This window comes from Sphingomonas sp. Leaf230, assembly GCF_001421745.1.
Taxonomy (GTDB): domain Bacteria; phylum Pseudomonadota; class Alphaproteobacteria; order Sphingomonadales; family Sphingomonadaceae; genus Sphingomonas.
On the sequence record NZ_LMKW01000010.1, the window covers coordinates 41,773 to 62,971 of the forward strand.

Consider the following 21,199-nt stretch of genomic DNA (forward strand, 5'->3'; position numbering starts at 1 on the left):
CTTGCGGGGGAGGATTGTTAGGCCACTCCACCCTCAACTGCCCGGCTACTTTCAAAACTGCGGATTGACCGTCGCCGGGGCCGCCCGCCGACGGTCGTTTCGCCTCTGCATCCCTTCGGGCGGCAGGTGCGTTTACCAACGATGCACGCATTCGCCGCCCTGCTCGACTCGCTTACCTACACACGATCGCGCAACGCCAAGTTGAAGCTGATCGCGGACTATCTGCGCGCGACGCCTGACCCCGACCGCGGCTGGGCAATGGCGGCGCTGACCGGGGACCTCGATCTCAAGGGCGTGAAGTCGGCGGTGATCCGTGGGTTGATCGAGGAGCGCGTCGATCCGGTGCTGTTCCGGATGAGTCGCGATTATGTCGGCGATACTGCGGAGACGGTCGCGCTGCTCTGGCCCGAACCGACGGTTCCGGTCGACCCCACCCCGTTGTCGATCACCGATGTCGTCGAGCGGCTGGCAGCGTTGTCGCGCGCCGATGCGCCGGGTGCGCTGGCGGATATGCTCGATCGGTCCGATGCCGAGGAGCGGTTCGCGCTACTCAAGATGGCGACCGGCGCGTTGCGGATCGGCGTGTCGGCGCGGTTGGCGAAGACGGCGCTCGCCGATGCGTTCGGGCTCGATGTCGATGCGGTCGAGGAGGTCTGGCACGGGCTCGATGCACCGTATCCGAGCCTGTTCGCCTGGGCGGAGGGCACGGGCGCGCAGCCTACGCCCGCCGACGTTCCGGTGTTCCGGCCATTCATGCTGGCACACGGGCTCGAAGATCTGCGTGTCGATCTCGCCGATTATGCCGCCGAGTGGAAATGGGACGGCATCCGTGTGCAGATCGTCCACGTCGCGGGCGAGACGCGGCTTTACAGCCGAACGGGCGACGACGTGACGGGCAGCTTCCCGGAGATCGCGGCTGCGTTCCGGACGCCGGGGACGGTCGACGGCGAATTGCTGGTGAAGGGTGAGCATCAGGGCGGGACGTTGGAGGATGGCGGCGGTGCTGCGAGCTTCAACGCGTTGCAGCAAAGGCTTGGACGCAAGACCGTGTCGGCGAAGATGCTGGCGGACTATCCCGCGTTCGTCCGGCTGTATGATCTGCTGATCGACGGCGAGGAGGATCTGCGGACGCTGCCGTGGACTGAGCGGCGCGCGCGGCTGGAGGCGTTCGTGCCGCAACTCGATTCCGAACGGTTCGATCTGAGCGTCGTGATCGAGGCGGACGACTTCACCGCGCTGGAGGCAATCCGTGCGACCTCGCGCGACGCGGCGATCGAGGGCGTGATGCTTAAGCGTCGCGATTCGCCCTATGTCGGCGGACGGCGCGCCGGGCTCTGGTATAAATGGAAGCGTGATCCGCTGACCGCCGACTGCGTTATGATGTACGCACAACGGGGGTCGGGGCGGCGGTCGTCTTATTATTCGGACTACACCTTCGGGTGCTGGACCGAGGAGGGCGAGCTGCTTCCTGTGGGGAAGGCGTATTCCGGGATTACCGACGAAGAGCTCAAAATGCTCGACAGCTTCGTGCGCAACCATACGCAGAACCGGTTCGGGCCGGTGCGCGAGGTGGAGAAGGCGCTGGTGTTGGAGATCGCGTTCGATTCGCTGCACGATTCGAAGCGCCACAAATCAGGGGTGGCGATGCGCTTTCCCCGGATCGCGCGGATCCGGACGGACAAGCCCGCGGCGGAGGCGGACCGGATTGAGACGCTCAAGCGGATGATTACGTAATCCGCGCGTCATCGAAGCGGGCGGCGGTGCAGGCTATCGCGCCCGATCTTGATACGCGTAAGGATCGTCCGGTGAAAAGTTCGAAACATCCTCGCACTGTAGCGGCACGACGCTGGCGGCGCGGCGCGTGGGTGACTGCCATACTATCCGCAATCTTCGTGCTGTTCGTCTACTTGGCGGGCTATTTCGACCGCGATCCGGTGCATGTGTATCCGGCAATCGGCGTGCACGCGTCGGGACCGCCGCCGATCGCGGTGGTGAACTTCTCGGGCGACATGGGGCTGCGGTTTCTGCTCGGCGCGTCGACGTCACGCGGGCTGACCGAGCACGGCATCCCGGTGGTCGGTATCACCACACCGGCCTTGTTCGCGCATCATCGGACGCGGACGGAACTCGATGCGATCATCGCGGATGGCGTGCGGACGGCGTTGGCGCGCACGGGTGCGAAGCGGATCGTGGTGATGGGGCAGTCCTATGGCGCGGATATCGTCCAGACCGGACTCGCCAACCTGCCGGCGGACTTGCGGCCACGCGTTGCCGCGATCGTGCTGATCCTGCCGGGTGACACCGTGTTCTATCGCGCCGACCCTTCGAGCTTGCTTTACGATCACGGTACGCCCGACAGCATGGGCGCGACCACGGGAAACCAGCTGACCTGGGCGCCGCTTACCTGCATCTATGGGGTGGATGAGACCGACAGCCTGTGCCCGCTACTGACGACTGCGAGCGCGCGGAAGGTCGGGATGCCGGGGGGGCATAACATCCGTCACGATGCGGATGGCCTGCTGCGCCATGTGCTGGCGACGATACGGGCGGTGGCGCCGAGTGCCGGGCATGGGTTCTAGGGCTGGGCGATAGGCGAAGTTGTGACCTCTCGGCACGACTTCCGGCCTAGGTCCTGACACTGCCCTTAGCTTCCCCTTCCCCAACCGTTCAAACCGATCAACCGACCAACCGTCATCCCAACAAAAGCTGGGATCTCATCGTGTGAGGCATGGCGCCCGCCAAATTGGGATACCCCAGCTTTCGCTGGGGTGACGGGTGGCGGGTGGCGACGCACGAGGAGTTGGGGCGGGCATGCGGTGAGTCGCCATATCCCGCAGGGACATTCCCTGTATCCTTGTTCTCCCGCGAAGGCGGGAGTCCAGACTGGGCTCCCGCCTTCGCGGGAGAACAAGTCGGGGTGCGGTGTCGGTGGCCCGGACTCGCTCGCCGACTATTGCGGCTTCGCGGCGATCTTTATCTCGAAGAGCGTCGGCCAGTATTTGCCCGTCACGAACAGCCGGTCCGCCTTCGCGTCCCAGGCGATCCCGTTGAGCACGGCCTCGCGGTCGGTCGCAGCGACCTCGGCCACCAGCGGACGGAGGTCGATCACTGCGGTCACCTTGCCGGACCCGGGGTCGATGCGAACCAGGAAGCCGGTGTGCCAGACGTTGGCGAGCAGCGCGCCGTGGACATATTCGAGTTCGTTGATGTCGCGTAACGGGCGACCGTCGATCGTTACCGCGACGCGCTTGCGTTCGGCCAGCGTCAGCGGATCGCGGACGATGATGTCGGAACTGCCGTCGGACTGGAGCAGCGAGACACCGTCGCTCGTCAGGCCCCAGCCTTCGCCGGTGTAGCGGTTCTGCCCCTTGGGCTTGAGCGTGCGAACGTCCCAGCGGTGCGCGATGCCGTCATGCCAGGTGAGGCTGACGAGCTGGTCCTTCCACAGCGCGAGGCCTTCGCCGAACTGCGCGGGATCGATTCGCGCCTTCGCCAGGATCTTGCCGTCCTTGAGCGAGACGCGGCGGACGTCGGATTGCCGCTCCTGCCCCGTGCTCTCGTACAGCGCGCCGTCGTGCCAGAGGAGGCCTTCGGTGAACGCAGTGCGATCGTGCGGGTAGCGCGCGACGATCGTTGCCGAGAACACCGGCACGCGGGTCGGCTCGCGCGGAGCTGCGACAGCACCCTGCCCGGCCTGCGCCGCGGACGACAGCGAAGACGATGAAACGAGAACGGCCGGTCCCGCCAAAGCGAAACCGGCCGCAATCATTATCCTACCGAACACGGTACGATCAGCGTTCTGGGTCAGGCAGCTATCAGCCGCCTGCGCTCAGGTTCACCGCTGCGTACTTGCCGCGACGATCGACCTCGAGCTCGAACTCGAGCTTGTCGCCCTCGTTCAGCGTCGACATGCCGGCGCGCTCGACGGCCGAGATGTGGACGAACGCGTCAGGCTGTCCGTCATCGCGCTGGATAAAGCCGAAGCCCTTCATCGCGTTGAAGAACTTGACCGTACCGGTCGCCTTCTCGCCGGTGAGCTGACGCTGTGCGCCACCTGCACCACCATCACGGTCGCGATCGCCACCACGGGGCGCGCCCGGGCCGGCATCACGGTCACGCGGCGGGCCGCGATCGGTGACGGCCATCGGCTCGCCGTCGATCTTCAGGTCGGTTGCCGAGATACGGCCGCCGCGATCGACGAGCGTGAAGCCGAGCGGCTGACCCTCGGCGAGAGCGACCATGCCGGCCTGCTCGACCGCGCTGATGTGGACGAACACGTCCTCGCCGCCGTCATCGCGAACGACGAAGCCGAAGCCCTTCTGCGCGTTGAAGAACTTTACGACGCCAGTGCCTTCGCCGACGACCTGGGGAGGCATGCCGCGACCACCGCCGCCGCCGCCACCGCCCGAGAAGCCGCCGCCGCCGCCGCCGCCGCGGTAACCACCGCCGCCGCCGCTGCCGCCACCGAAGCTGCTGCCGCCGCCGTAGCTGCTGCCACCACCGCCACCGTAGCTCGAGCCACCGCCGCCGCCATAGCTGCTACCACCGCCGCCGCCGAACCGATCGCCGCCACCGCCAAAGCTGCTGCCGCCGCCGAACTCGTTGTCGCCGCCGCCGAAGCTGTCGCGCTTGTCGCGGCCACGCCCGCCACGGTTCCCGCGGCCACCTTTATCGAAACCCATAAGCTCTGTTCGTCTTCCCGGTTCGCCCGCAAATTTCTCAAAACCCTTGTGCCGGACGACGAACGCAGGTTTTCCAGCGCGAAACCTTTTGCGCCTTGAGGGGACCCTTAGCGCAAAATACAAGCCGTCGCGAATAGATTCTGATCCGAGGGCGCTCGATTTGGATCGATACTGGCGCAAGTGTCGCGCGCCAGCCACGACTCGTCGCATCCACGATCGCAAAGCCTTCTTGTCGCCTGATTTGGATCGGTGACGCATATAGAGGCATTGAGCGTTAAGCTTCGGGCGGCTACGGCCGGCGCATGACAGTTCATCTCCACGAAGGCGACATTCCCGCCGACCTGTTCGCGGCCGGCGCCGCGATCGCCGTCGATACCGAGACGATGGGGCTGATCACGCCCCGCGACCGGTTGTGCCTGGTCCAGCTTTCCGATGGCGGCCCCGACGAGCACCTCGTCCGATTCGCCGCAGGTGCCGGCTACGACGCACCGAACCTGAAGGCCCTGCTGGCCGATCCGGCGCGCGTGAAGCTCTATCATTTCGGCCGGTTCGATATCGCGGCGGTCCAATATTATCTCGGGGTGGTCGCGGCACCAGTATATTGCACCAAGATCGCGTCGCGGCTGGTGCGGACCTACACCGATCGTCACGGCCTCAAGGAAATCGTGCGCGAACTGCTCGGCCAGGACATCTCGAAGCAGCAGCAGTCGTCGGACTGGGGCAGCCCCGAACTGTCCGAGGCGCAGAAGGATTATGCGGCGTCGGACGTCCGCTTCCTCCACCGATTGCGGACCGAGCTCGACAAGCGACTGATTCGCGAAGGCCGGATGGAACTCGCGCAAGCCTGCTTCGACTTCCTGCCGACTCGCGCCGCGCTCGATATCGCCGGTTGGCCCGAAATCGACATTTTCGCACACGCTTGATGGACGTTCCGCCCCCCTCACCCGTCGCCCGTCGCGTCCGTAGCGCGCGACAGGATTGGGCCGCGCCTGGCGGCAGTCACGATCGGTTCGTGGCGATCGCCCGCGTCGGCCTGCCGACCGCGATCGGCGTGCTGGCGGCGTTCCTGGTGATGGCGCCGCTGACCGCGGGCGGCGACGTGTCGTTCCTGCTCGACAAGAACAAGGTCGACGTCGCGCAGGAGCGGATGAAGACGCAGGTGGCGCGCTATCGCGGCGAGGACACGAAGGGCCAGGCGTTCACGCTCGACGCGGCCTCGGCGATCCAGAAGAGCTCCGCCGAGCCGATCGTCCAGCTCAACCAGCTCGCCGCACAGATCCAGCTGACCGACGGCCCCGCCAACATCAAGGCGAACACCGGTCGCTACGACATGGACACCGAGAAGGTGCAGCTGTTCGGCCCGCTGAACGCCACCGCAGCGGGTGGGTACGACCTGAAGACCACCAACGCGACGATCGACATGAAGGCGCGCACGCTCGAAAGCGGCGGGGCTGCGACCGGCACCGTCCAGCAGGGTACGTTCAGCGCGAACAAGCTGCGCGCGAACCTCGAAGAGCGGACCGTGACGCTCGATGGCAATGCGCGCTTGCGGATCATCCCCAGAGGGCCGAAATAGCCGCCATGCGCGCTCCCCACATCTTTGCAGCCCTGTCTGCCGTTCTGCTCTCCACGACCGCGGTCGCGCAGCAGGCGCACAATTCCAACGCCCCGATCGATTTCGGCGCGGATCATATCGAGCTGCAGGACAAGGCGAACCGCGCGATCCTGTCGGGCAACGTTGCGGTCAAGCAGGCCGAGATGACGCTGAACTCGGCGCGGATGACGGTGGCGTATACCGGCCAGGTGATCGGCGGAAACCCTCAGGTCTCGCGGCTCGACGCGTCGGGCGGCGTGATCGTCAAGCGTCCAGACCAGACGGCGCGAAGCCAGTATGCGATCTACGATCTCAACCGGCGCGTCATCACGATGCTCGGTGCGGTCACGCTGACGCAGGCGGGCAACACCGTGAACGGCGGACGGCTGACAATGAACCTCGACACCGGGCGGTCGGTGATCGACGGGTCGTCGGTCGCAGGCGGCAGCGCGGGCGGATCGGCGGCGAGTGGTGGCACCGTCACGCAGACCGGCGGCCGCGTGACCGGTACGTTCTCGGTCCCCAAGCGCAACTGAGCGTGTGAGCATGTCGCGAGGGCTTCCCTCAAACGGCGCGCTCCTGCATGTTTCCTGCCAAACGTCTGCCGAGCGTTCGGCGGCACCATTCATGCCGAGTGTTCGGCGACTGATTATTGCGAGGGCCTGATCCCATGGACGCCACCACGCTGCCCCCGATCGAGGACGTCGCCCCGATTTCCGAGCCTCCGGTGAACAACGGGCTGCAGGTCGTCTCGATCGCCAAGTCGTACGACAAGCGCGTCGTGCTGACCGACGTGTCGGTGTCGGTCGGACGCGGCGAAGTCGTCGGGCTGCTCGGGCCGAACGGCGCGGGCAAGACGACGTGCTTCTACTCGGTGATGGGCCTGGTGAAGCCCGATTCGGGCCGCATCATGCTCGACGGCGAGGACATCACGAAGCTGCCGATGTACCGGCGCGCGATCCTCGGCCTGGGCTATCTGCCGCAGGAGACGTCGATTTTCCGCGGGCTGACGATCGAGAAGAACATCCTGACCGTGCTGGAGCTGTCCGAGCCGGACAAGGCGGCGCGCCAGCGGAAACTCGATACGCTGCTGGAGGAATTTGGGCTGACGCGACTCCGCGCGGCACCCGCGATGGCGTTGTCGGGCGGCGAGCGGCGGCGGGCGGAAATCGCCCGCGCGCTGGCGGCGGATCCGTCGATCATGCTGCTCGACGAGCCGTTTGCGGGCATCGATCCGATCTCGATCGCCGACATCCGCGATCTGGTGAAGGACCTCAAGCGCCGCGACATCGGCGTGCTGATCACCGACCACAACGTCCGCGAGACGCTGGAGATCGTCGATCGCGCGTACATCATCTATGACGGCCGGGTGCTGTTCTCCGGCTCGCCCGAGGAACTGGTCGCGGATGCGAACGTCCGGCGCCTGTATCTCGGCGAAGGCTTCTCGCTTTAGAGCTATGAACAGGCTGGCACATCCATTCCTCCCCGGCACGGGGAGGGGGACCAGCAAAGCTGGTGGAGGGGGCTTTCCGCAAACGCAGCGTCCGACGCGAGCCCCCTCCGTCGACGCGTCGCGCCGCCACCTCCCCTTGCAGGGGAGGATTTAGTGAGCCTCGCCCCTCGCCTGGATATCCGCCAGTCGCAATCGCTGGTGATGACCCCGCAGCTCCAGCAGGCGATCAAGCTGCTGGCGCTGTCGAACCTGGAGATCGAGGGATTCATCGCCGAGGAAGTCGAGCGCAACCCGTTGCTCGAAGCCAGCGCCGCCGAAGATAGCGACGCGCCCGACCGCGAACCCGTCCCCGAAGTCCGCGACGAACGCGTGGCAGCCGACGAACTCGTCGCGGGCACCGGCGCAGGCGACGAACCGACTCTCGACGTCGACTACGCCACCGAAAGCCACCAGCAGGACAGTATTGCCGACGGCGGCAGCGGGATGGACGGCGCGCTGTCGATGACCGGCGCGAGCGCGGGCGGCGCAGGTGGTGAGGACGGCCCCGATCTCGACGCGTTCGCGGATACCAGCCTCAGCCTCGCGGATCATCTGCTTGCCCAAGCCGGCCCTGCCATCCCGCACGAAGACGCGTTCATCGCCGCGCATCTGATCGACCAGATCGACGAGGCGGGATACCTGACCGTGTCGCTGCTCGACATCGCCAACCGGCTCGGCGTGCCGCTGGTCCGCGTCGAGCGCGTTCTGGCGACGATCCAGACGTTCGACCCGACCGGCGTCGGTGCGCGCGATCTATCGGAATGCCTCGCATTGCAGGCGCGCGAGGCGGACCGTTACGATCCTTGCATGGCGCGGTTGATCGACAACCTCGACCTGCTTGCGCGCGGCGAACTGACTCGGCTGAAGCGGATGTGCGATGTCGACGACGAGGACATGGCCGACATGATCCGCGAATTGCGCGGTTATGATCCGAAGCCGGGGTGCCGATACGGGGGCGAGCCGGCGCAGTCGGTGACGCCCGACCTGTTCGTGGCGCGGACCAAGGCGGGCTGGGCGATCGAGATCAACGCCTCCACGGTGCCGCGCGTGCTGGTTAATCGCAGCTATTATACCGAGCTGTCGGGCGGGCAGCAGGACAAGGCGTCGAAGGCTTGGCTGAGCGACTGCCTCGCGAGCGCGAACTGGCTGGTGAAGGCGCTCGACCAGCGCCAGCGGACGATCATCAAGGTCGCGACCGAGATCGTGAAGCAGCAGGAGGCGTTCTTCCTGAAGGGCGTCGCGCACCTTCGCCCGCTGACGCTGCGCCAGGTGGCCGACGCTATCGAGATGCACGAATCGACTGTCAGCCGCGTGACGAGCAACAAATACGTGTCGTGTGCGCGCGGGCTGTACGAGCTGAAATACTTCTTCACGAGCGCAATCCAGTCCGCGGACGGCGGCGAGGCGGTATCGGCGCAGGCGGTGAAGTCGGCGATTCGGGCACTGATCGATACCGAGGGTGCGAAGATCTTGTCGGATGACACCTTAGTCGACCTGCTCAACGCCAAAGGATTCGACATCGCGCGCAGGACCGTCGCCAAGTACCGCGAAGCCTTGGGCATCGGAAGCTCCGTACAACGCCGCCGGGCCCGTACTTTAGAGGGTGCCGGCTAAGCTTGCCTTTCGTCGCGATAGGCCTAGCGTCGGGCCTGTCATCTCGGGGGGGCCCAGAACGATGTACGACGAAGCCACACGCGACTTAGGCGCTCCGGCAGCCGAACCAACGATATTGCAGGCGACGGAACCCGATGGCGCGCCGCGTATCGCGGTTCTTGACGTTTTGCGCGGGATCGCGATCCTCGGCATCTTGTTCATGAACATCAACGACATGGGCGGCTCGCTCTGGGCGATGTTCGGCGATTTCCGGAATCTCGGCTGGACCCAGGCCGATCAGGTCGCGTGGTGGTTGCGCGAAGTGATCGCGAACGGCACCGCGCGCTGCATGCTCGAACTGCTGTTCGGCGCGGGGATGGTGATCCTCACCGATCGCGCCGCGCTCAGCGTCGGCAAGCGAGTCGTGATGAAGCGCTATTATCTGCGCAACGTGCTGCTGTTCGGGTTCGGCGTCGTCCACCTCTTCATCCTGTTGTGGCCCGGCGACATCCTTCACAGCTATGCGATCGCCGCATTGGCCGCGTTCCTGTTCCGGCGGATGCGCCCGCGCTGGCTGATCACGATCGGGCTCGTCGCCGCCGTCGCGCAATTCGGTGGTGCGGGATATTTCGCCTATTACCAGCCGCAGCAGGAGCGATCGCAGGTCGCTGCGGTCAACAAGGCGCTTGCGGCAGGTCGCCCCGTAACCGCGGACGATCGAAAACTGCTCGCCAAGGCCGCAACCGACGACGCCAAGCGCGCGAAGAGCAAGGCCGAAAGCCATGCGAGGATCGTCGCGGAGGACAAGGCGCGTACCGGCAGTTTCGCGACCTGGGCGGCGATGCAGTGGAGCCTCACGGTCACGCTCCAGTCGAAGGGGTTCGAGCTGCTGATCTTCTGGGAAGCCGTCAGCGTCATGCTGATCGGGGCCGCGCTCTACAAGCTCGGCATCCTGCAAGGCTTGCGATCGCGCGGATTCTACCTGCGCATGACGCTGATCGCCTATGCGGTCGCCATTCCGCTGCGCATCATTGGCGCGATCGAGCAGACGCGGTTCGACGATGCGCCGAAGACGATGTGGGCAACCGTCGAAGTCGCGCGCGAGGCGATGACGCTCGGCCATGTCGGCGCGGTATGCCTGCTGCTCGGCACGGGGTTCGGTGCCACGCTGTTGCGACCGTTCATCGCGGCCGGGCGGACCGCGCTGTCGATCTACATCCTGCAGACGATCATCTGCCTGTGGATCCTGTTCCCGCCGTTCGGCCTTGCCCTGTACGGCACGCTCGGTTGGGCCGGGCTCATGGCGACCGCGCTGGCGATCAATATCGCGTTGTTGCTGCTCGCCAACGCCTATGTGCGGCGGTTCGATATCGCTCCGGTGGAGTGGGCATGGCGCTCGCTGGTGGAGGGACGCGCGCTGCCGTGGCGCAAGGCTACGTTGCCGCCCTTCTCCGGAGAATTGCGCCCGGCGTAAGGCAGGGCTCAGTCGTCCTCGTCCTCGAACCCCACGAGTGCGAGTGCACGTGCCTTGATTTGGCGGGTCATGCACCAGTGAACCAGCGCGTCCTCGCGGCCGTGCGTGACCCAGACTTCCCGTGGCGCGATCTCGGTGAGCGTAGCGATCAGTTCGTCCCAGTCGGCGTGATCGCTGAGGATCAGCGGGAGTTCGACGTTCTTCTGGCGCGCCCTCCCCCTCACCCGCATCCAGCCGCTGGCCATCGCGGTGATCGGATCGGGCAGCCGCCGGGACCAGCGATCGTTAAGCGCTCCCGGCGGGCACATCACGACATGCCCCGCCATGTCCGCCTTCTTCGCGTCGGCGACGGGAAGAAGTTCGCCGAGCCTGACTCCGTGCTCCGCATACAGGTCGCAGAGACGTTGCAGCGCGCCGTGGATGTAGATCGGCGCCTCGTGGCCGCGCTCGCGCAGCTCGGCGATCAAACGTTGCGCCTTGCCGAGCGCGTAGGCGCCGACGACGACGCAGCGATCGGGGTTGGCGTGGAGCGCTGCGATCAGCTTGTCGATCTCGTCGCCGGTGTCGGGGTGGCGGAAAACCGGCAGGCCGAACGTCGCTTCGGTGATGAAGACGTCGCATTTGACGGGTTCGAACGGCGTGCAGGTCGGGTCCGCGCGGCGTTTGTAATCGCCCGACACGACGATGCGCTCGCCGCGATAATCGAGCACGATCTGCGCGGAGCCGAGGACGTGGCCGGCGGGGACGAAGCCGATATCGACTTCCCCCATCCGGATGGTCTCACCATACGCGACAGGGTGGCCGGCTTGCGGGCCATAGCGCGCGTCCATGATCGCGAGCGTCTCGGGTGTGGCCCAGACGGCTTCGTGGCCACCGCGCGCGTGATCGGCATGGCCGTGCGTGACGAGTGCCTTGGCTGTCGGGATCGAGGGGTCGATCCAGGCGTCGATCGGCTTGACGAGGATGCCGTGCGGATGCGGTTCGAGCCAGTCGCCGAGTTTTGCCATGCCAGTACTACGCGTGAACCGGGCGTGCGGTGCCAGCATTGTCTCGCGCCCAGTGTCCCGTACGATGCGCGCGCTCACCGGGGGGATGTCGCATGAACGATACGATAGAAGACCCGGTCGACCGGCGAAGCGTGCCAGCACGGGTCGGTGTCGCCGCGCTCAACCTGATACTTCCCGGCCTTGGACTGATCCGGATCGGTGATTGGCGCGGCGCGCTGTTTTTCGTGGCGCCGGTCGCGTTAGGTGCGCTCATCACATTCGGGTTCGGGCATCTGCCTATCACCGGTTTCGGTACGGCGGTATCTGCGCTCGTACTGGTCACCGTCTTGCTGGCCGCAATGTACATCGCGCCGATCCTGCTGACATGGCGTCAGAGCCGACACCGGATTCCTTCGCGCTGGTGGTCCCGCTGGTATGCGCTGATGCCGATGACAGTGGTGGTGCTTGGCCTCTTGCAGAGCGCGGCGCCCCTGATGCACCATTTCTACAAGCCGTTCTACGCACCGTCCGACAGCATGGCGCCGACGATCGGCAGCGATGACAAGTTCGTCGTGGACATGCGCTGGCGTGGGCCGCCGAAACGCGGCGACGTGATCGTCTTCCAAGCGGCCGACAGCGTCCGGGTCAGTCGGATCGCGGCGATCTCGGGCGACAGGATCGCGATGCGCGCTGGCCTGCTGATCGTGAATGGGGGCGCGGTCGCGCAGCACACCGAAGGCAGGGTGATGGTCGACGATATCGACGGCCGGCATCCTGCGACGATTCTAAGGGAACGCCTGCCGAGCGAGCGCTCCAGCCATCGCATACTCGACACGGATACGTCGCTGTTCGACGACACGCGCGAGGTCACTGTTCCGCCGGGCCATATCTTCGTGCTCGGCGACAATCGCGATCGATCCGCCGACAGTCGCATGCCGGTCGAGCAACAGGGTGTCGGGATGGTGCCGGTCACGGCGATCATCGGAGAGGCGATGTATATTCACTGGAGCCGCGATCACGCGAAGATCGGCAACCGCCTCGACCGCTGAATTGGGAAAAGGTGTCGGTAATCTAGCTCTTCGCTCTCTGGAAGCGAGGTTGGGGCGGGTCTGGTCCGCTTGGTGGGGTGAGGGTGGCTCGAACGGGCCTTCCCACCCCCAGCCCCTCCCTTTCAGGGGGGGGAGAAGAAGGGTCAGCGTCGCCGGCCGACCTTTATCGTTGCGAGGATCGCGTCCATCTTCGCCGCGGCGACCGCCTGGGTGGGCGCAGTGCGCGGCGGCGGCGGGGCGGCCTTCGTCGCGTAGGTGATGCGGTCGATCGTGTAGCAGGCGCCGTTGATGACGCTGCGCAGATTGATCGCGCTGACCTGTTGGCTCATGCCCGCATCGCCATTGGCGTAGGCCGTCCAGCGATGGCCGCCGAGCATCCTATCGGGCAGGCGCCGGCCGCTTCCCGAGTTCATCCCCTCTGTGCCGCAGGTCGCCACGACCGCCGTGCTACGGCTGAAACCGACCTGGATCATCTCGGTCACCTGGCCCTGCCCGTCGGTCGGCTTGGCGACCTGCCAGAAGCGGACGATACCGACGCCGCGGCCGACCGGCTTGCCGTCCCACATCTGGCGCCACCCACTGTTCATCAGCGCGCGACCCGCGAAGTTGCGCGTCGGCGTGAGGTTCGAGGCATGCGAGAGCCGAACCATGCCGCCGGCGCCGAGGAACGACTTTGTCTGTGCGGTGGCGTTGGCGAAGGGAAGAAGCGCGAGTAACGGCAGCGGCAGAAGGTAGCGAAAAAGCGACACCGACGGATCTTTCCTAACAGAGCTTTGACCGAATTGCCGATCGTTACGCGTGCGGTCCATAGCGGTGCGGCGTGACGCCCCCATATGACGACGATGCGTGAACAGGCCGTGAGCGACCTCCCCTCCCCCTTGGAAAACTGGTTCGCGACGCGGGGGTGGCGGCCGCGGCGGCATCAGGTGGAGATGCTGGCCGAGGGGCGTGCCGGGCATCATGCGCTGTTGGTGGCGGCGACTGGCGCGGGGAAGACGCTCGCCGGGTTCCTGCCGACGCTCGCCGAACTGATCGAGGCGCCGACCAACGGGCTCCACACGCTTTACGTATCGCCGCTGAAAGCGCTCGCGGTCGACGTGCAGCGCAACCTGCTGACGCCGATCGACGAGATGGGCGTCGATATACGCGTGGAGACGCGGACTGGCGATACGCCGTCGGACCGCAAGGCGCGGCAACGGATCAAGCCGCCGCAGATCCTGCTGACGACGCCCGAATCGCTGTCGCTGCTGCTGAGCTATCCGGACAGCATCACGATGTTCGAAAACCTCCGCACGATCGTCGTCGACGAGGTGCACGCGTTCGCGACCGGCAAGCGTGGCGACCTGCTCTCGCTCTGCATGGCGCGGCTCCAGAAGATTTCGCCGGGGATGCGCCGCGTCGCGCTGTCGGCGACGGTCGCGGATGCCGACGGCTATCGCGCGTGGCTCGCGCCCGACGGCGACATCGACCAGGTCGCGATGGTCCGCGGCGAGCCCGGCGCAGATCCCAACATCGCGATCCTGCTGCCTGAAGGCCGCGTGCCGTGGTCGGGACATTCGGGTCGCTATGCCGCCGCGCAGGTGATGGCGGAGATCGAGGCGCACGAGACCTCGATCGTGTTCTGCAACACGCGCAGCCTCGCCGAGCTGATCTTCCAGGATCTGTGGAAGGTGAATTCGGGGAACCTGCCGATCGGCGTCCACCATGGCAGCCTGGCCAAGGAGGCGCGACGGAAGGTCGAGAACGCAATGGCCGAGGGGAAGCTGCGCGCGCTGGTCGCGACGTCGAGCCTCGATCTGGGCGTCGACTGGGGCAATGTCGATTGCGTGATCCAGATGGGCGCGCCCAAGGGATCGTCGCGGCTGTTGCAGCGGATCGGCCGCGCCAACCACCGGCTCGACGAATCATCTCAGGCGATCGTCGTGCCGGGCAATCGCTTCGAATATCTGGAGGCGCGCGCGGCGCTCGACGCGGTCGAGGCGGGCGAACTCGATGCGGATATCTTCCGCGTCGGTGCGCTCGACGTGCTGGCGCAGCACGTGATGGCGTGCGCATGCGCGGCGCCGTTCCGCGAGGCCGATCTGCTCGACGAGATCCGTTCCGCGCTGCCGTATTCCGCGCTGCCGACCGAGACGTTCGAGCGCGTGCTGCACTTCATCAGCGACGGCGGCTATTCGCTGAAGGCCTATGATCGGTTCAAGCGGCTGACCAAGGACGCGGACGGGACGTGGCGCGTCAGCCATCCCAAATTCATCGGCCAGCACCGGCTGAACGCGGGGATTATCGTCGAGGCTACGATGCTCAACGTGCGGTTCGGCAATGGCCGCGTGCTCGGCCGCGTCGAGGAGGCGTTCGCGGCGCAGTTGAGCCACGGCGACACGTTCTTCTTCGCCGGATTGAGCCTCGAGGTGATGAAAATCGACCTCGAGGATCTGGTCGTGCGTGCGACGTCGAAGCCCGCGCGGATCCCGACCTATGGTGGCAGCCGGATGCCACTGTCGACCAACCTCGCCGACCGCGTTCGCGGCTTCCTGGCGCATCCCGGCGACTGGGCGCGCTTCCCCGACGACGTGCGGGAATGGCTGGAAATGCAGGCGTATCGATCGGTCATGCCCGAGCCCGGCCAGCTGCTGGTCGAGACCTTCCCGCGCGAAGGGCGGCATTACATGGTCGCGTACAGCTTCGAGGGGTGGAACGCGCACCAGTCGCTCGGCATGCTGATCACGCGGCGGATGGAGACGCAGGGGTTGAAACCGCTCGGCTTCGTCGCCAACGATTACGCGCTGGCGGTGTACGGGCTGGAGAAGATCACCGATCCGGCGGCGCTGTTCTCGGCGGATATTCTCGAGCACGAGTTCGTCGAATGGGTGCAGCAATCGCACCTGCTCAAGCGTGCATTCCGCGAGGTGGCGGTGATCGGCGGGCTGGTCGAGCGCCAGCATCCGGGCAAGCGCAAGACCGGTAAACAAGTGACGTTCTCGACCGACCTGATCTACGACGTGCTGCGCAAGTACGAGCCGACGCATCTGCTGCTGGAGGCGGCGTGGGCGGATGCGCGCGCGCGGATGACCGATGTCGGGCGATTGGCGTCGCTGCTTGATCGCGCCGCGGCGACGATGGTGCATGTCGATCTGGAGCGGGTGACGCCGCTCGCGGTACCGGTACTGACGCTGATCGGGCGCGAGAAGATCTCGACGAACAGTTCGGACGACGCGTTGTTGATCGAGGCGGAGGCGATGATCGCGGATGCTATGCGGCCGGATTGAGGGCGCCTCACCCCGCTGAAACGGCACCACCCCGGCGAAGGCCGGGGCCCAATTGGAAAGGTGGTCGTAACGGAGCACTGCCCTCCATTAGCAACGTCCCCCAATTGGGCCCCGGCCTCCGCCGGGGTGGTACGGTTTATAGCGTCGTCCGTTCCTAACAAGGACCGTTGCGTATCCACCAAATCAGGCGCAGCATTTGCAGCATGCACAGGTGGCTAGCCCCTCTACTGCTAGCCATTGCCGCCCAAGCTAGCGCTCAGGACGCAGCCTCTCCACGCCCCGATGCTGCACCTCCGCCCAGCGCAGCATCGGCAGCAGAACCCGACCCCGCCACGCTCCTGTTCGGTGACGACCAAGCCCGCATGACGGTGCCGGTCACGATCGCCGGCGCAGGACCGTTCGCGTTCGTCGTCGATACTGGCGCCCAGCGGACCGTCATCGCGCGCGAACTCGCGGCAACGCTCGGCCTGGCGCCAGGCCGCATCGTCCGCGTGACCGGCATGACCGGATCGAGCGCTATCGGCACCGTCGTCATCCCTTCGCTGAAGGTCAGCGTGATCGGCAGCGCGGCGATCGAGGCGCCGGCGATCAGCGCGATCAATCTCGGCGCGCGCGGGCTGCTCGGAATCGATGCGTTGCAGGCCCACGCGGTGGGAATCGACTTCGACACCAACACGATGACCGTCACACCCTCGCGCAAACGGCAGAGCCGTGAGCGCGCAGGCCCCGACGAGATCGTCATCCGGGCGCGCAGCCTGTTCGGGCAGCTCGTCGTTACCGACGCCTATTGCAACGGCATCCGCATCCGCGTGATCCTCGACACCGGCACCTCGGTCAGCATGGCCAACGGCGCACTCCGCCGGAAGGTGACGCGCAAGGGGCTGGGCAGCGCGGGGGCGTCGCAACCCGTGTCGCTGACCGGGGTCACCGGCGAGACCGTGGTCGCCGACTATACGACGATCGACCGCGTCACGATCGGCAGCCTGACGCTAGGCGACCTGCCCGTGGCGTTCACCGCTGTCGATGCACCGCCGTTCCGCCTGTTCGGCCTCGCCGAGCGTCCCGCGATGCTGCTCGGGATGGACGTGCTGCAACTGTTCCGCCGCGTCGACATCGATTTCGCCAATCGCGAGGTGCGGCTCACCTTGCCGCGCGAGACGCGCCGTCGTGGCGAGCTGCGCCACTGAGGTTGCGTCCGCGTGCGTTCGCTGCAACTCTCCCGCCTGAAACGAAAAGGGGATGACGATGCGCGCGACTGGCTGGCTACTTACGGCGGCGATGCTGACGACACCATTCACGGCACAGGCACAATCGCGGCCCGACCAGAAGGCGTTTCTCGGGCTCTACAAGGAGCTGGTCGAGACCAACACGACGCTGTCCGCTGGCAGTTGTACGCAAGCGGCGGCGCAGATCGGTGCGCGGCTGAAGACGGCGGGCTATGCGGAGGCCGACATCACCTATTTCTCGGTGCCCGAGCATCCCAAGGACGGCGGGCTGGTCGCGGTGCTGAAGGGATCGGACGCGTCGATCAAGCCGATGCTGCTGCTCGCGCATCTCGACGTGGTCGAGGCCAAGCGCGAGGACTGGGTGCGCGATCCGTTCAAGCTGATCGAGGAAGGCGGCTATTATTACGCGCGCGGCACCGTCGACGACAAGGCGCAGGCGGCGATCTGGTCCGACGCGATGATCCGCTTCAAGACCGGCGGCTACAAGCCGAAGCGGACGATCAAGCTGGCGCTCACCTGCGGCGAGGAGACGACATTCGCGTGGAACGGCGCGCAGTATCTGGCGAAGTCGAAGCCCGACCTGATCGCAGCGGAGTTCGCGCTGAACGAGGGCGGCGGCGGGCGGCTCGACGATAACGGCAAGCGCCAGTTGCTCGCAATCCAGGTCGGCGAGAAGGCGGCGCAGAACTACACGCTTCTTGCCACCAACCCGGGTGGGCACAGCTCGCAGCCGATACCCGAGAATGCGATCTACGAGCTCGCCGATGCGGTGAAGGCGGTGCAGGGCTACGAGTTTCCGGTGAAGTTCACGGACACGACCAAGGCGTTCTTCGCGGCGAGTGCCAAGGCGATGCCGGGCGAGATGGGGGATGCGATCACGAAGCTGCTCGCGAACCCCGCGGACAAGGCGGCGGATGCGATCGTCAGCCGCGACAAGGCGATGCATTCGACGCTGCGGACGACGTGCGTGGCGACGTTGCTGAACGCAGGTCACGCGGAGAACGCGTTGCCGCAGCGCGCGACGGCGAACATCAACTGCCGGATCTTTCCGGGTGAGACGGTGGAAGGCACGCTCGTCAAGTTGAAGGAACTGGCGGGGGCGAAGGTGACTGTGACGGCGAACCAGCCGGTGCGGCCGACTGCGATCCCGCCGACGCTCGATCCGAAGATCATGGGGCCGGTGACGAAGGTCGCTGCGAAGCACTTTCCGGGGCTGCCGATCCTGCCGTTGATGTCGACGGGGGCGACGGACGGGATCTTCTTCGAGGCGATCGGGATCCCGGTTTATGGGGCTCCGGGGGTGTTTATCGACAAAGACATGGGGGGGATTCATGGCCTCAACGAGCGCATCCGGGTGGCTTCGCTGTATGATGGCCGGGATTATCTGTTCGATCTGGTGAAGGCGTTTGCTGGGTGAGTGCCACGTCCCTCGCCCCTTCGGGGAGAGGGAAGGAGGAGCCGAAGGCGACGGAAGGGAGAGGGGCTTGGGGCTCGAGACCGAGCGTCCCAACGCCCCTCTCCCTTCCCACGGCAAGCGCCGCGGCCCCCTTCCCTCTCCCCGTAGGGGCGAGGGAGTTTAGACGTCCGGGTTATATGTTCGATCTGGTAGAGGCGTTCGCTGGGTAACGAGGCCTTCCCTCGCCCCTTCGGGGAGAGGGAGGGAGGAGCCTTAGGCGACGGAAGGGAGAGGGGCTTGGGGCTCGAGACTGTGCGTCCCAACGCCCCTCTCCCTTCCCACGGCAAGTGCCGCGGGCCCCTTCCCTCTCCCCGGAGGGGCGAGGGAGCACGCGTTTCCGACTCGAACCGGTCCGCCCCGCGCTCGGCTTACACCGTGACCTGTTCGCCTAGTTCCAGCACCTTGCCGGGGGGAATCTTCAGGAAGTCCGTCGGGTCGCTGGCGTTCCTTTGCAGGAACAGGAAGATTCGGTCCTGCCAGGGCGGCATGCCCTTTTCCGCGTCGGGTTTCAGCGTGTTGCGGCCGATGAAGAACGAGGTGCGCATCGGGTCGAGCCCGAGCTGTTCGGTCTTGTTGCCGACGCCGAGATCGCGGGGCACGTCAGGAGACTCCATGAACCCGTAGGTCAGCACGACGATCGAGAAATTGTCGTCGACGCGTTCCACCTTCGCGCGCGACGCTTCGTCGACGAACGGCCGGTCGGCGGTGCGGATGCTGACGATCAGGTTGCGCTCGTGGAGCACCTTGTTGTGCTTGAGATTGTGCAGCAGCGCACCCGGCGTCGCGTGCGGATTGCCGGTCAGGAACACCGCGGTGCCCGAGACGCGTTCGGGCGGGCGCTTCTCCAGCGCGGAAGCAAGATCGCTGAGCGGGATGCTCTGGCGCTTCTCGAACGCGCTGACGATCTTCTTGCCGCGCACCCAGGTGAAGATGATCAGCCCGATCGCGGCGGCGATGACCAGCGGTACCCAGCCACCCTCGATCACGCGGAGGATGTTCGCGCCGAAGAAGATCAGGTCGAGCGTCAGGAACGGCAGGATCGCCGCCAGCGCGAGTGGGCGCGACCAGTTCCAGCGGTGGCGGACGACGATATACGCCAGCAAGGTGGTGACGACCATCGTGCCGGTCACCGCGATGCCGTACGCCGCCGCCATCGCCGACGACGTCTTGAACTGGATCACCAGCACCAGCACGCCGATCAGCAACAGCCAGTTGATCGCCGGCAAGTAAATCTGGCCGGCGAACACCGCGGAGGTCTGGCGGATGCGCAGCCGCGGGAGCAGGCCGAGCTGGATCGCCTGCTGCGTCAGCGAGAACGCGCCGGTGATGACCGCCTGGCTGGCGATGACGGTCGCGAAGCCGGCGAGGATGATCAGCGCCGGACGCAGCGACTCGGGCGCCATCAGGAAGAACCAGTCCTGATTGACGAACGGCACGCCGCGCGCCGCCGCCTCCTCGAGCCGCGACAAAGCGAATGCGCCCTGCCCGAGATAGTTGAGCGCGAGCGCCGGGAATACCAGGAAGAACCAGCCGATCCGGATCGGCAGCTTGCCGAAATGGCCCATGTCGGCGGTCAGCGCCTCGGCCCCGGTGACGGTGAGGAACACCGCGCCGAGCACGAACAGCCCGGTGACGCCGTGCGTCGCGAGGAACGAGATGCCGTAGGTCGGCAGGAACACGCGGACGATCGAGGGCTCGTCGGCGATATGCCAGATGCCGAGCGCACCGATCGCCACGAACCAGAGGATGCAGACCGGGCCGAACAGCTTCGATACCTGCGCCGTGCCGCGCGACTGGATCAGGAACAGCCCGATCAGGATGGCGATCGTCAGCGCGCGCACCACGCCTTCGTTGAAGATGTGCGCCGCGCTGGGGATCGTCCGCAGGCCCTCCATTGCGGACAGCACCGACAGCGCCGGCGTGATGATCGCATCGCCGTAGAACAACGACGCGCCCGCCGCGCCGAGCACGATCGCGATTCGCGACCGCATGCCGAGCGCACGCCGGGCTAGCGCAGCGAGCGCGAGCACGCCGCCCTCGCCCTGGTTGTCGGCACGCATCAGGAAGATGACGTATTTGACGGTGACGACGAGGAACAGCGACCAGAGCGCGAGGCTCAGCACGCCAAGGATTTCGGTCGGATCGATGCCGCCCGCGGACGTCTGGCCGAGTGCCTCGCGGAACGCGTAGAGCGGGCTGGTGCCGATATCGCCGAACACCACGCCGATCGCGCCGACGGTCAGCGCGGCGAGTGCGGGGTGCGGATGCAGATGCGCCGCCGACAGATCGCCAGGCGTTTCCGGTACAGCTGCAGTTTGGGGTGTTCCGGCGACGGACGTCATGGCGCGAAGAGCGCTCCTCCTGAGGGGACGGCGCGCTTT

17 protein-coding genes are annotated in these 21,199 nt (G+C 66.2%); 12 read left to right on the top strand and 5 right to left on the bottom strand.

Features of this window, described 5'->3' with window-relative positions:
- Positions 1 to 141 precede the first annotated feature (141 nt).
- Together ASE82_RS12180 and ASE82_RS12185 are read left to right on the top strand one after the other, a co-directional pair.
- Complete coding sequence (locus ASE82_RS12180) at positions 142 to 1,734, top strand: cisplatin damage response ATP-dependent DNA ligase (RefSeq protein ID WP_056063579.1); 1,593 nt, start codon at positions 142 to 144, stop codon at positions 1,732 to 1,734.
- A 71-nt stretch (positions 1,735 to 1,805) separates the two neighbouring features.
- The gene (locus ASE82_RS12185) at positions 1,806 to 2,579 is read left to right on the top strand and encodes an AcvB/VirJ family lysyl-phosphatidylglycerol hydrolase (protein WP_056064653.1); all 774 of its coding nucleotides are present in this window, start codon (positions 1,806 to 1,808) and stop codon (positions 2,577 to 2,579) included.
- 371 nt (positions 2,580 to 2,950) lie between these two features.
- Here ASE82_RS12185 and ASE82_RS12190 read toward each other — a convergent pair whose 3' ends face one another.
- Positions 2,951 to 3,748: a glutaminyl-peptide cyclotransferase gene (locus ASE82_RS12190; protein ID WP_235524687.1), complete on the bottom strand. Its 798-nt coding sequence runs from the start codon at positions 3,746 to 3,748 to the stop codon at positions 2,951 to 2,953.
- Between the two features lie 67 nt (positions 3,749 to 3,815).
- Positions 3,816 to 4,682, bottom strand: coding sequence for a cold-shock protein (locus ASE82_RS20300; RefSeq protein ID WP_056063586.1), 867 nt, complete (start codon positions 4,680 to 4,682; stop codon positions 3,816 to 3,818).
- 302 nt (positions 4,683 to 4,984) lie between these two features.
- On the opposite strand from ASE82_RS20300, the gene ASE82_RS12200 reads away from it, so the two are divergent.
- The 6 genes from ASE82_RS12200 (at position 4,985) to ASE82_RS12225 (ending at position 10,835) form a co-directional block, all read left to right on the top strand.
- On the top strand, positions 4,985 to 5,605 hold the full coding sequence (locus ASE82_RS12200) for a ribonuclease D (RefSeq protein WP_056063589.1): 621 nt from the start codon (positions 4,985 to 4,987) through the stop codon (positions 5,603 to 5,605).
- On the top strand, positions 5,605 to 6,258 hold the full coding sequence (lptC, locus tag ASE82_RS12205; protein ID WP_056063592.1) for an LPS export ABC transporter periplasmic protein LptC: 654 nt from the start codon (positions 5,605 to 5,607) through the stop codon (positions 6,256 to 6,258). The genes ASE82_RS12200 and lptC overlap by 1 nt, the downstream gene beginning before the upstream one ends.
- Positions 6,259 to 6,263: 5 nt before the next feature.
- Entirely contained in the window at positions 6,264 to 6,812 is a 549-nt protein-coding gene (locus tag ASE82_RS12210) for an LptA/OstA family protein (RefSeq protein WP_056063595.1), read from the top strand.
- Positions 6,813 to 6,946: 134 nt separating this feature from the next.
- On the top strand, positions 6,947 to 7,729 hold the full coding sequence (lptB, locus tag ASE82_RS12215; protein WP_056063598.1) for an LPS export ABC transporter ATP-binding protein: 783 nt from the start codon (positions 6,947 to 6,949) through the stop codon (positions 7,727 to 7,729).
- A 153-nt stretch (positions 7,730 to 7,882) separates the two neighbouring features.
- The gene (rpoN, locus tag ASE82_RS12220) at positions 7,883 to 9,382 is read left to right on the top strand and encodes an RNA polymerase factor sigma-54 (protein ID WP_056063600.1); all 1,500 of its coding nucleotides are present in this window, start codon (positions 7,883 to 7,885) and stop codon (positions 9,380 to 9,382) included.
- 61 nt (positions 9,383 to 9,443) lie between these two features.
- A complete protein-coding gene (locus tag ASE82_RS12225; RefSeq protein WP_056063603.1) occupies positions 9,444 to 10,835 on the top strand; it encodes a DUF418 domain-containing protein in 1,392 nt (463 codons plus the stop codon).
- Between the two features lie 8 nt (positions 10,836 to 10,843).
- Here ASE82_RS12225 and ASE82_RS12230 read toward each other — a convergent pair whose 3' ends face one another.
- Positions 10,844 to 11,842: a ligase-associated DNA damage response exonuclease gene (locus tag ASE82_RS12230; RefSeq protein WP_056063606.1), complete on the bottom strand. Its 999-nt coding sequence runs from the start codon at positions 11,840 to 11,842 to the stop codon at positions 10,844 to 10,846.
- A 92-nt stretch (positions 11,843 to 11,934) separates the two neighbouring features.
- On the opposite strand from ASE82_RS12230, the gene lepB reads away from it, so the two are divergent.
- The gene (gene lepB, locus ASE82_RS12235; protein WP_056063608.1) at positions 11,935 to 12,870 is read left to right on the top strand and encodes a signal peptidase I; all 936 of its coding nucleotides are present in this window, start codon (positions 11,935 to 11,937) and stop codon (positions 12,868 to 12,870) included.
- Positions 12,871 to 13,013: 143 nt separating this feature from the next.
- Here the strand turns inward: lepB and ASE82_RS12240 are convergent, their stop codons facing one another.
- A complete protein-coding gene (locus ASE82_RS12240; RefSeq protein WP_056063611.1) occupies positions 13,014 to 13,619 on the bottom strand; it encodes a hypothetical protein in 606 nt (201 codons plus the stop codon).
- Between the two features lie 84 nt (positions 13,620 to 13,703).
- On the opposite strand from ASE82_RS12240, the gene ASE82_RS12245 reads away from it, so the two are divergent.
- From ASE82_RS12245 to ASE82_RS12255, 3 genes are all read left to right on the top strand, one after another.
- Positions 13,704 to 16,136, top strand: coding sequence for a ligase-associated DNA damage response DEXH box helicase (locus ASE82_RS12245; protein WP_235524688.1), 2,433 nt, complete (start codon positions 13,704 to 13,706; stop codon positions 16,134 to 16,136).
- A 362-nt stretch (positions 16,137 to 16,498) separates the two neighbouring features.
- Positions 16,499 to 17,323, top strand: coding sequence for a retroviral-like aspartic protease family protein (locus tag ASE82_RS12250; protein ID WP_235524689.1), 825 nt, complete (start codon positions 16,499 to 16,501; stop codon positions 17,321 to 17,323).
- 58 nt (positions 17,324 to 17,381) lie between these two features.
- Positions 17,382 to 18,779, top strand: a complete 1,398-nt coding sequence (locus ASE82_RS12255) for a M20/M25/M40 family metallo-hydrolase (RefSeq protein WP_056064659.1) — start codon at positions 17,382 to 17,384, stop codon at positions 18,777 to 18,779.
- Between the two features lie 407 nt (positions 18,780 to 19,186).
- Here the strand turns inward: ASE82_RS12255 and ASE82_RS12260 are convergent, their stop codons facing one another.
- Positions 19,187 to 21,160: a potassium transporter Kup gene (locus ASE82_RS12260; protein WP_082441483.1), complete on the bottom strand. Its 1,974-nt coding sequence runs from the start codon at positions 21,158 to 21,160 to the stop codon at positions 19,187 to 19,189.
- Between the last annotated feature and the right edge of the window lie 39 nt (positions 21,161 to 21,199).

Coding starts and splice junctions, on each gene's coding strand:
- ASE82_RS12180 (WP_056063579.1), top strand. CDS start 142: ATGCACGCATTCGCCGCCCTGCTCGACTCGCTTACCTACACACGATCG.
- ASE82_RS20300 (WP_056063586.1), bottom strand. CDS start 4,682: ATGGGTTTCGATAAAGGTGGCCGCGGGAACCGTGGCGGGCGTGGCCGC.
- ASE82_RS12200 (WP_056063589.1), top strand. CDS start 4,985: ATGACAGTTCATCTCCACGAAGGCGACATTCCCGCCGACCTGTTCGCG.
- lptC (WP_056063592.1), top strand. CDS start 5,605: ATGGACGTTCCGCCCCCCTCACCCGTCGCCCGTCGCGTCCGTAGCGCG.
- ASE82_RS12210 (WP_056063595.1), top strand. CDS start 6,264: ATGCGCGCTCCCCACATCTTTGCAGCCCTGTCTGCCGTTCTGCTCTCC.
- lptB (WP_056063598.1), top strand. CDS start 6,947: ATGGACGCCACCACGCTGCCCCCGATCGAGGACGTCGCCCCGATTTCC.
- ASE82_RS12225 (WP_056063603.1), top strand. CDS start 9,444: ATGTACGACGAAGCCACACGCGACTTAGGCGCTCCGGCAGCCGAACCA.
- ASE82_RS12230 (WP_056063606.1), bottom strand. CDS start 11,842: ATGGCAAAACTCGGCGACTGGCTCGAACCGCATCCGCACGGCATCCTC.
- lepB (WP_056063608.1), top strand. CDS start 11,935: ATGAACGATACGATAGAAGACCCGGTCGACCGGCGAAGCGTGCCAGCA.
- ASE82_RS12245 (WP_235524688.1), top strand. CDS start 13,704: ATGACGACGATGCGTGAACAGGCCGTGAGCGACCTCCCCTCCCCCTTG.
- ASE82_RS12250 (WP_235524689.1), top strand. CDS start 16,499: ATGACGGTGCCGGTCACGATCGCCGGCGCAGGACCGTTCGCGTTCGTC.
- ASE82_RS12255 (WP_056064659.1), top strand. CDS start 17,382: ATGCGCGCGACTGGCTGGCTACTTACGGCGGCGATGCTGACGACACCA.
- ASE82_RS12260 (WP_082441483.1), bottom strand. CDS start 21,160: ATGACGTCCGTCGCCGGAACACCCCAAACTGCAGCTGTACCGGAAACG.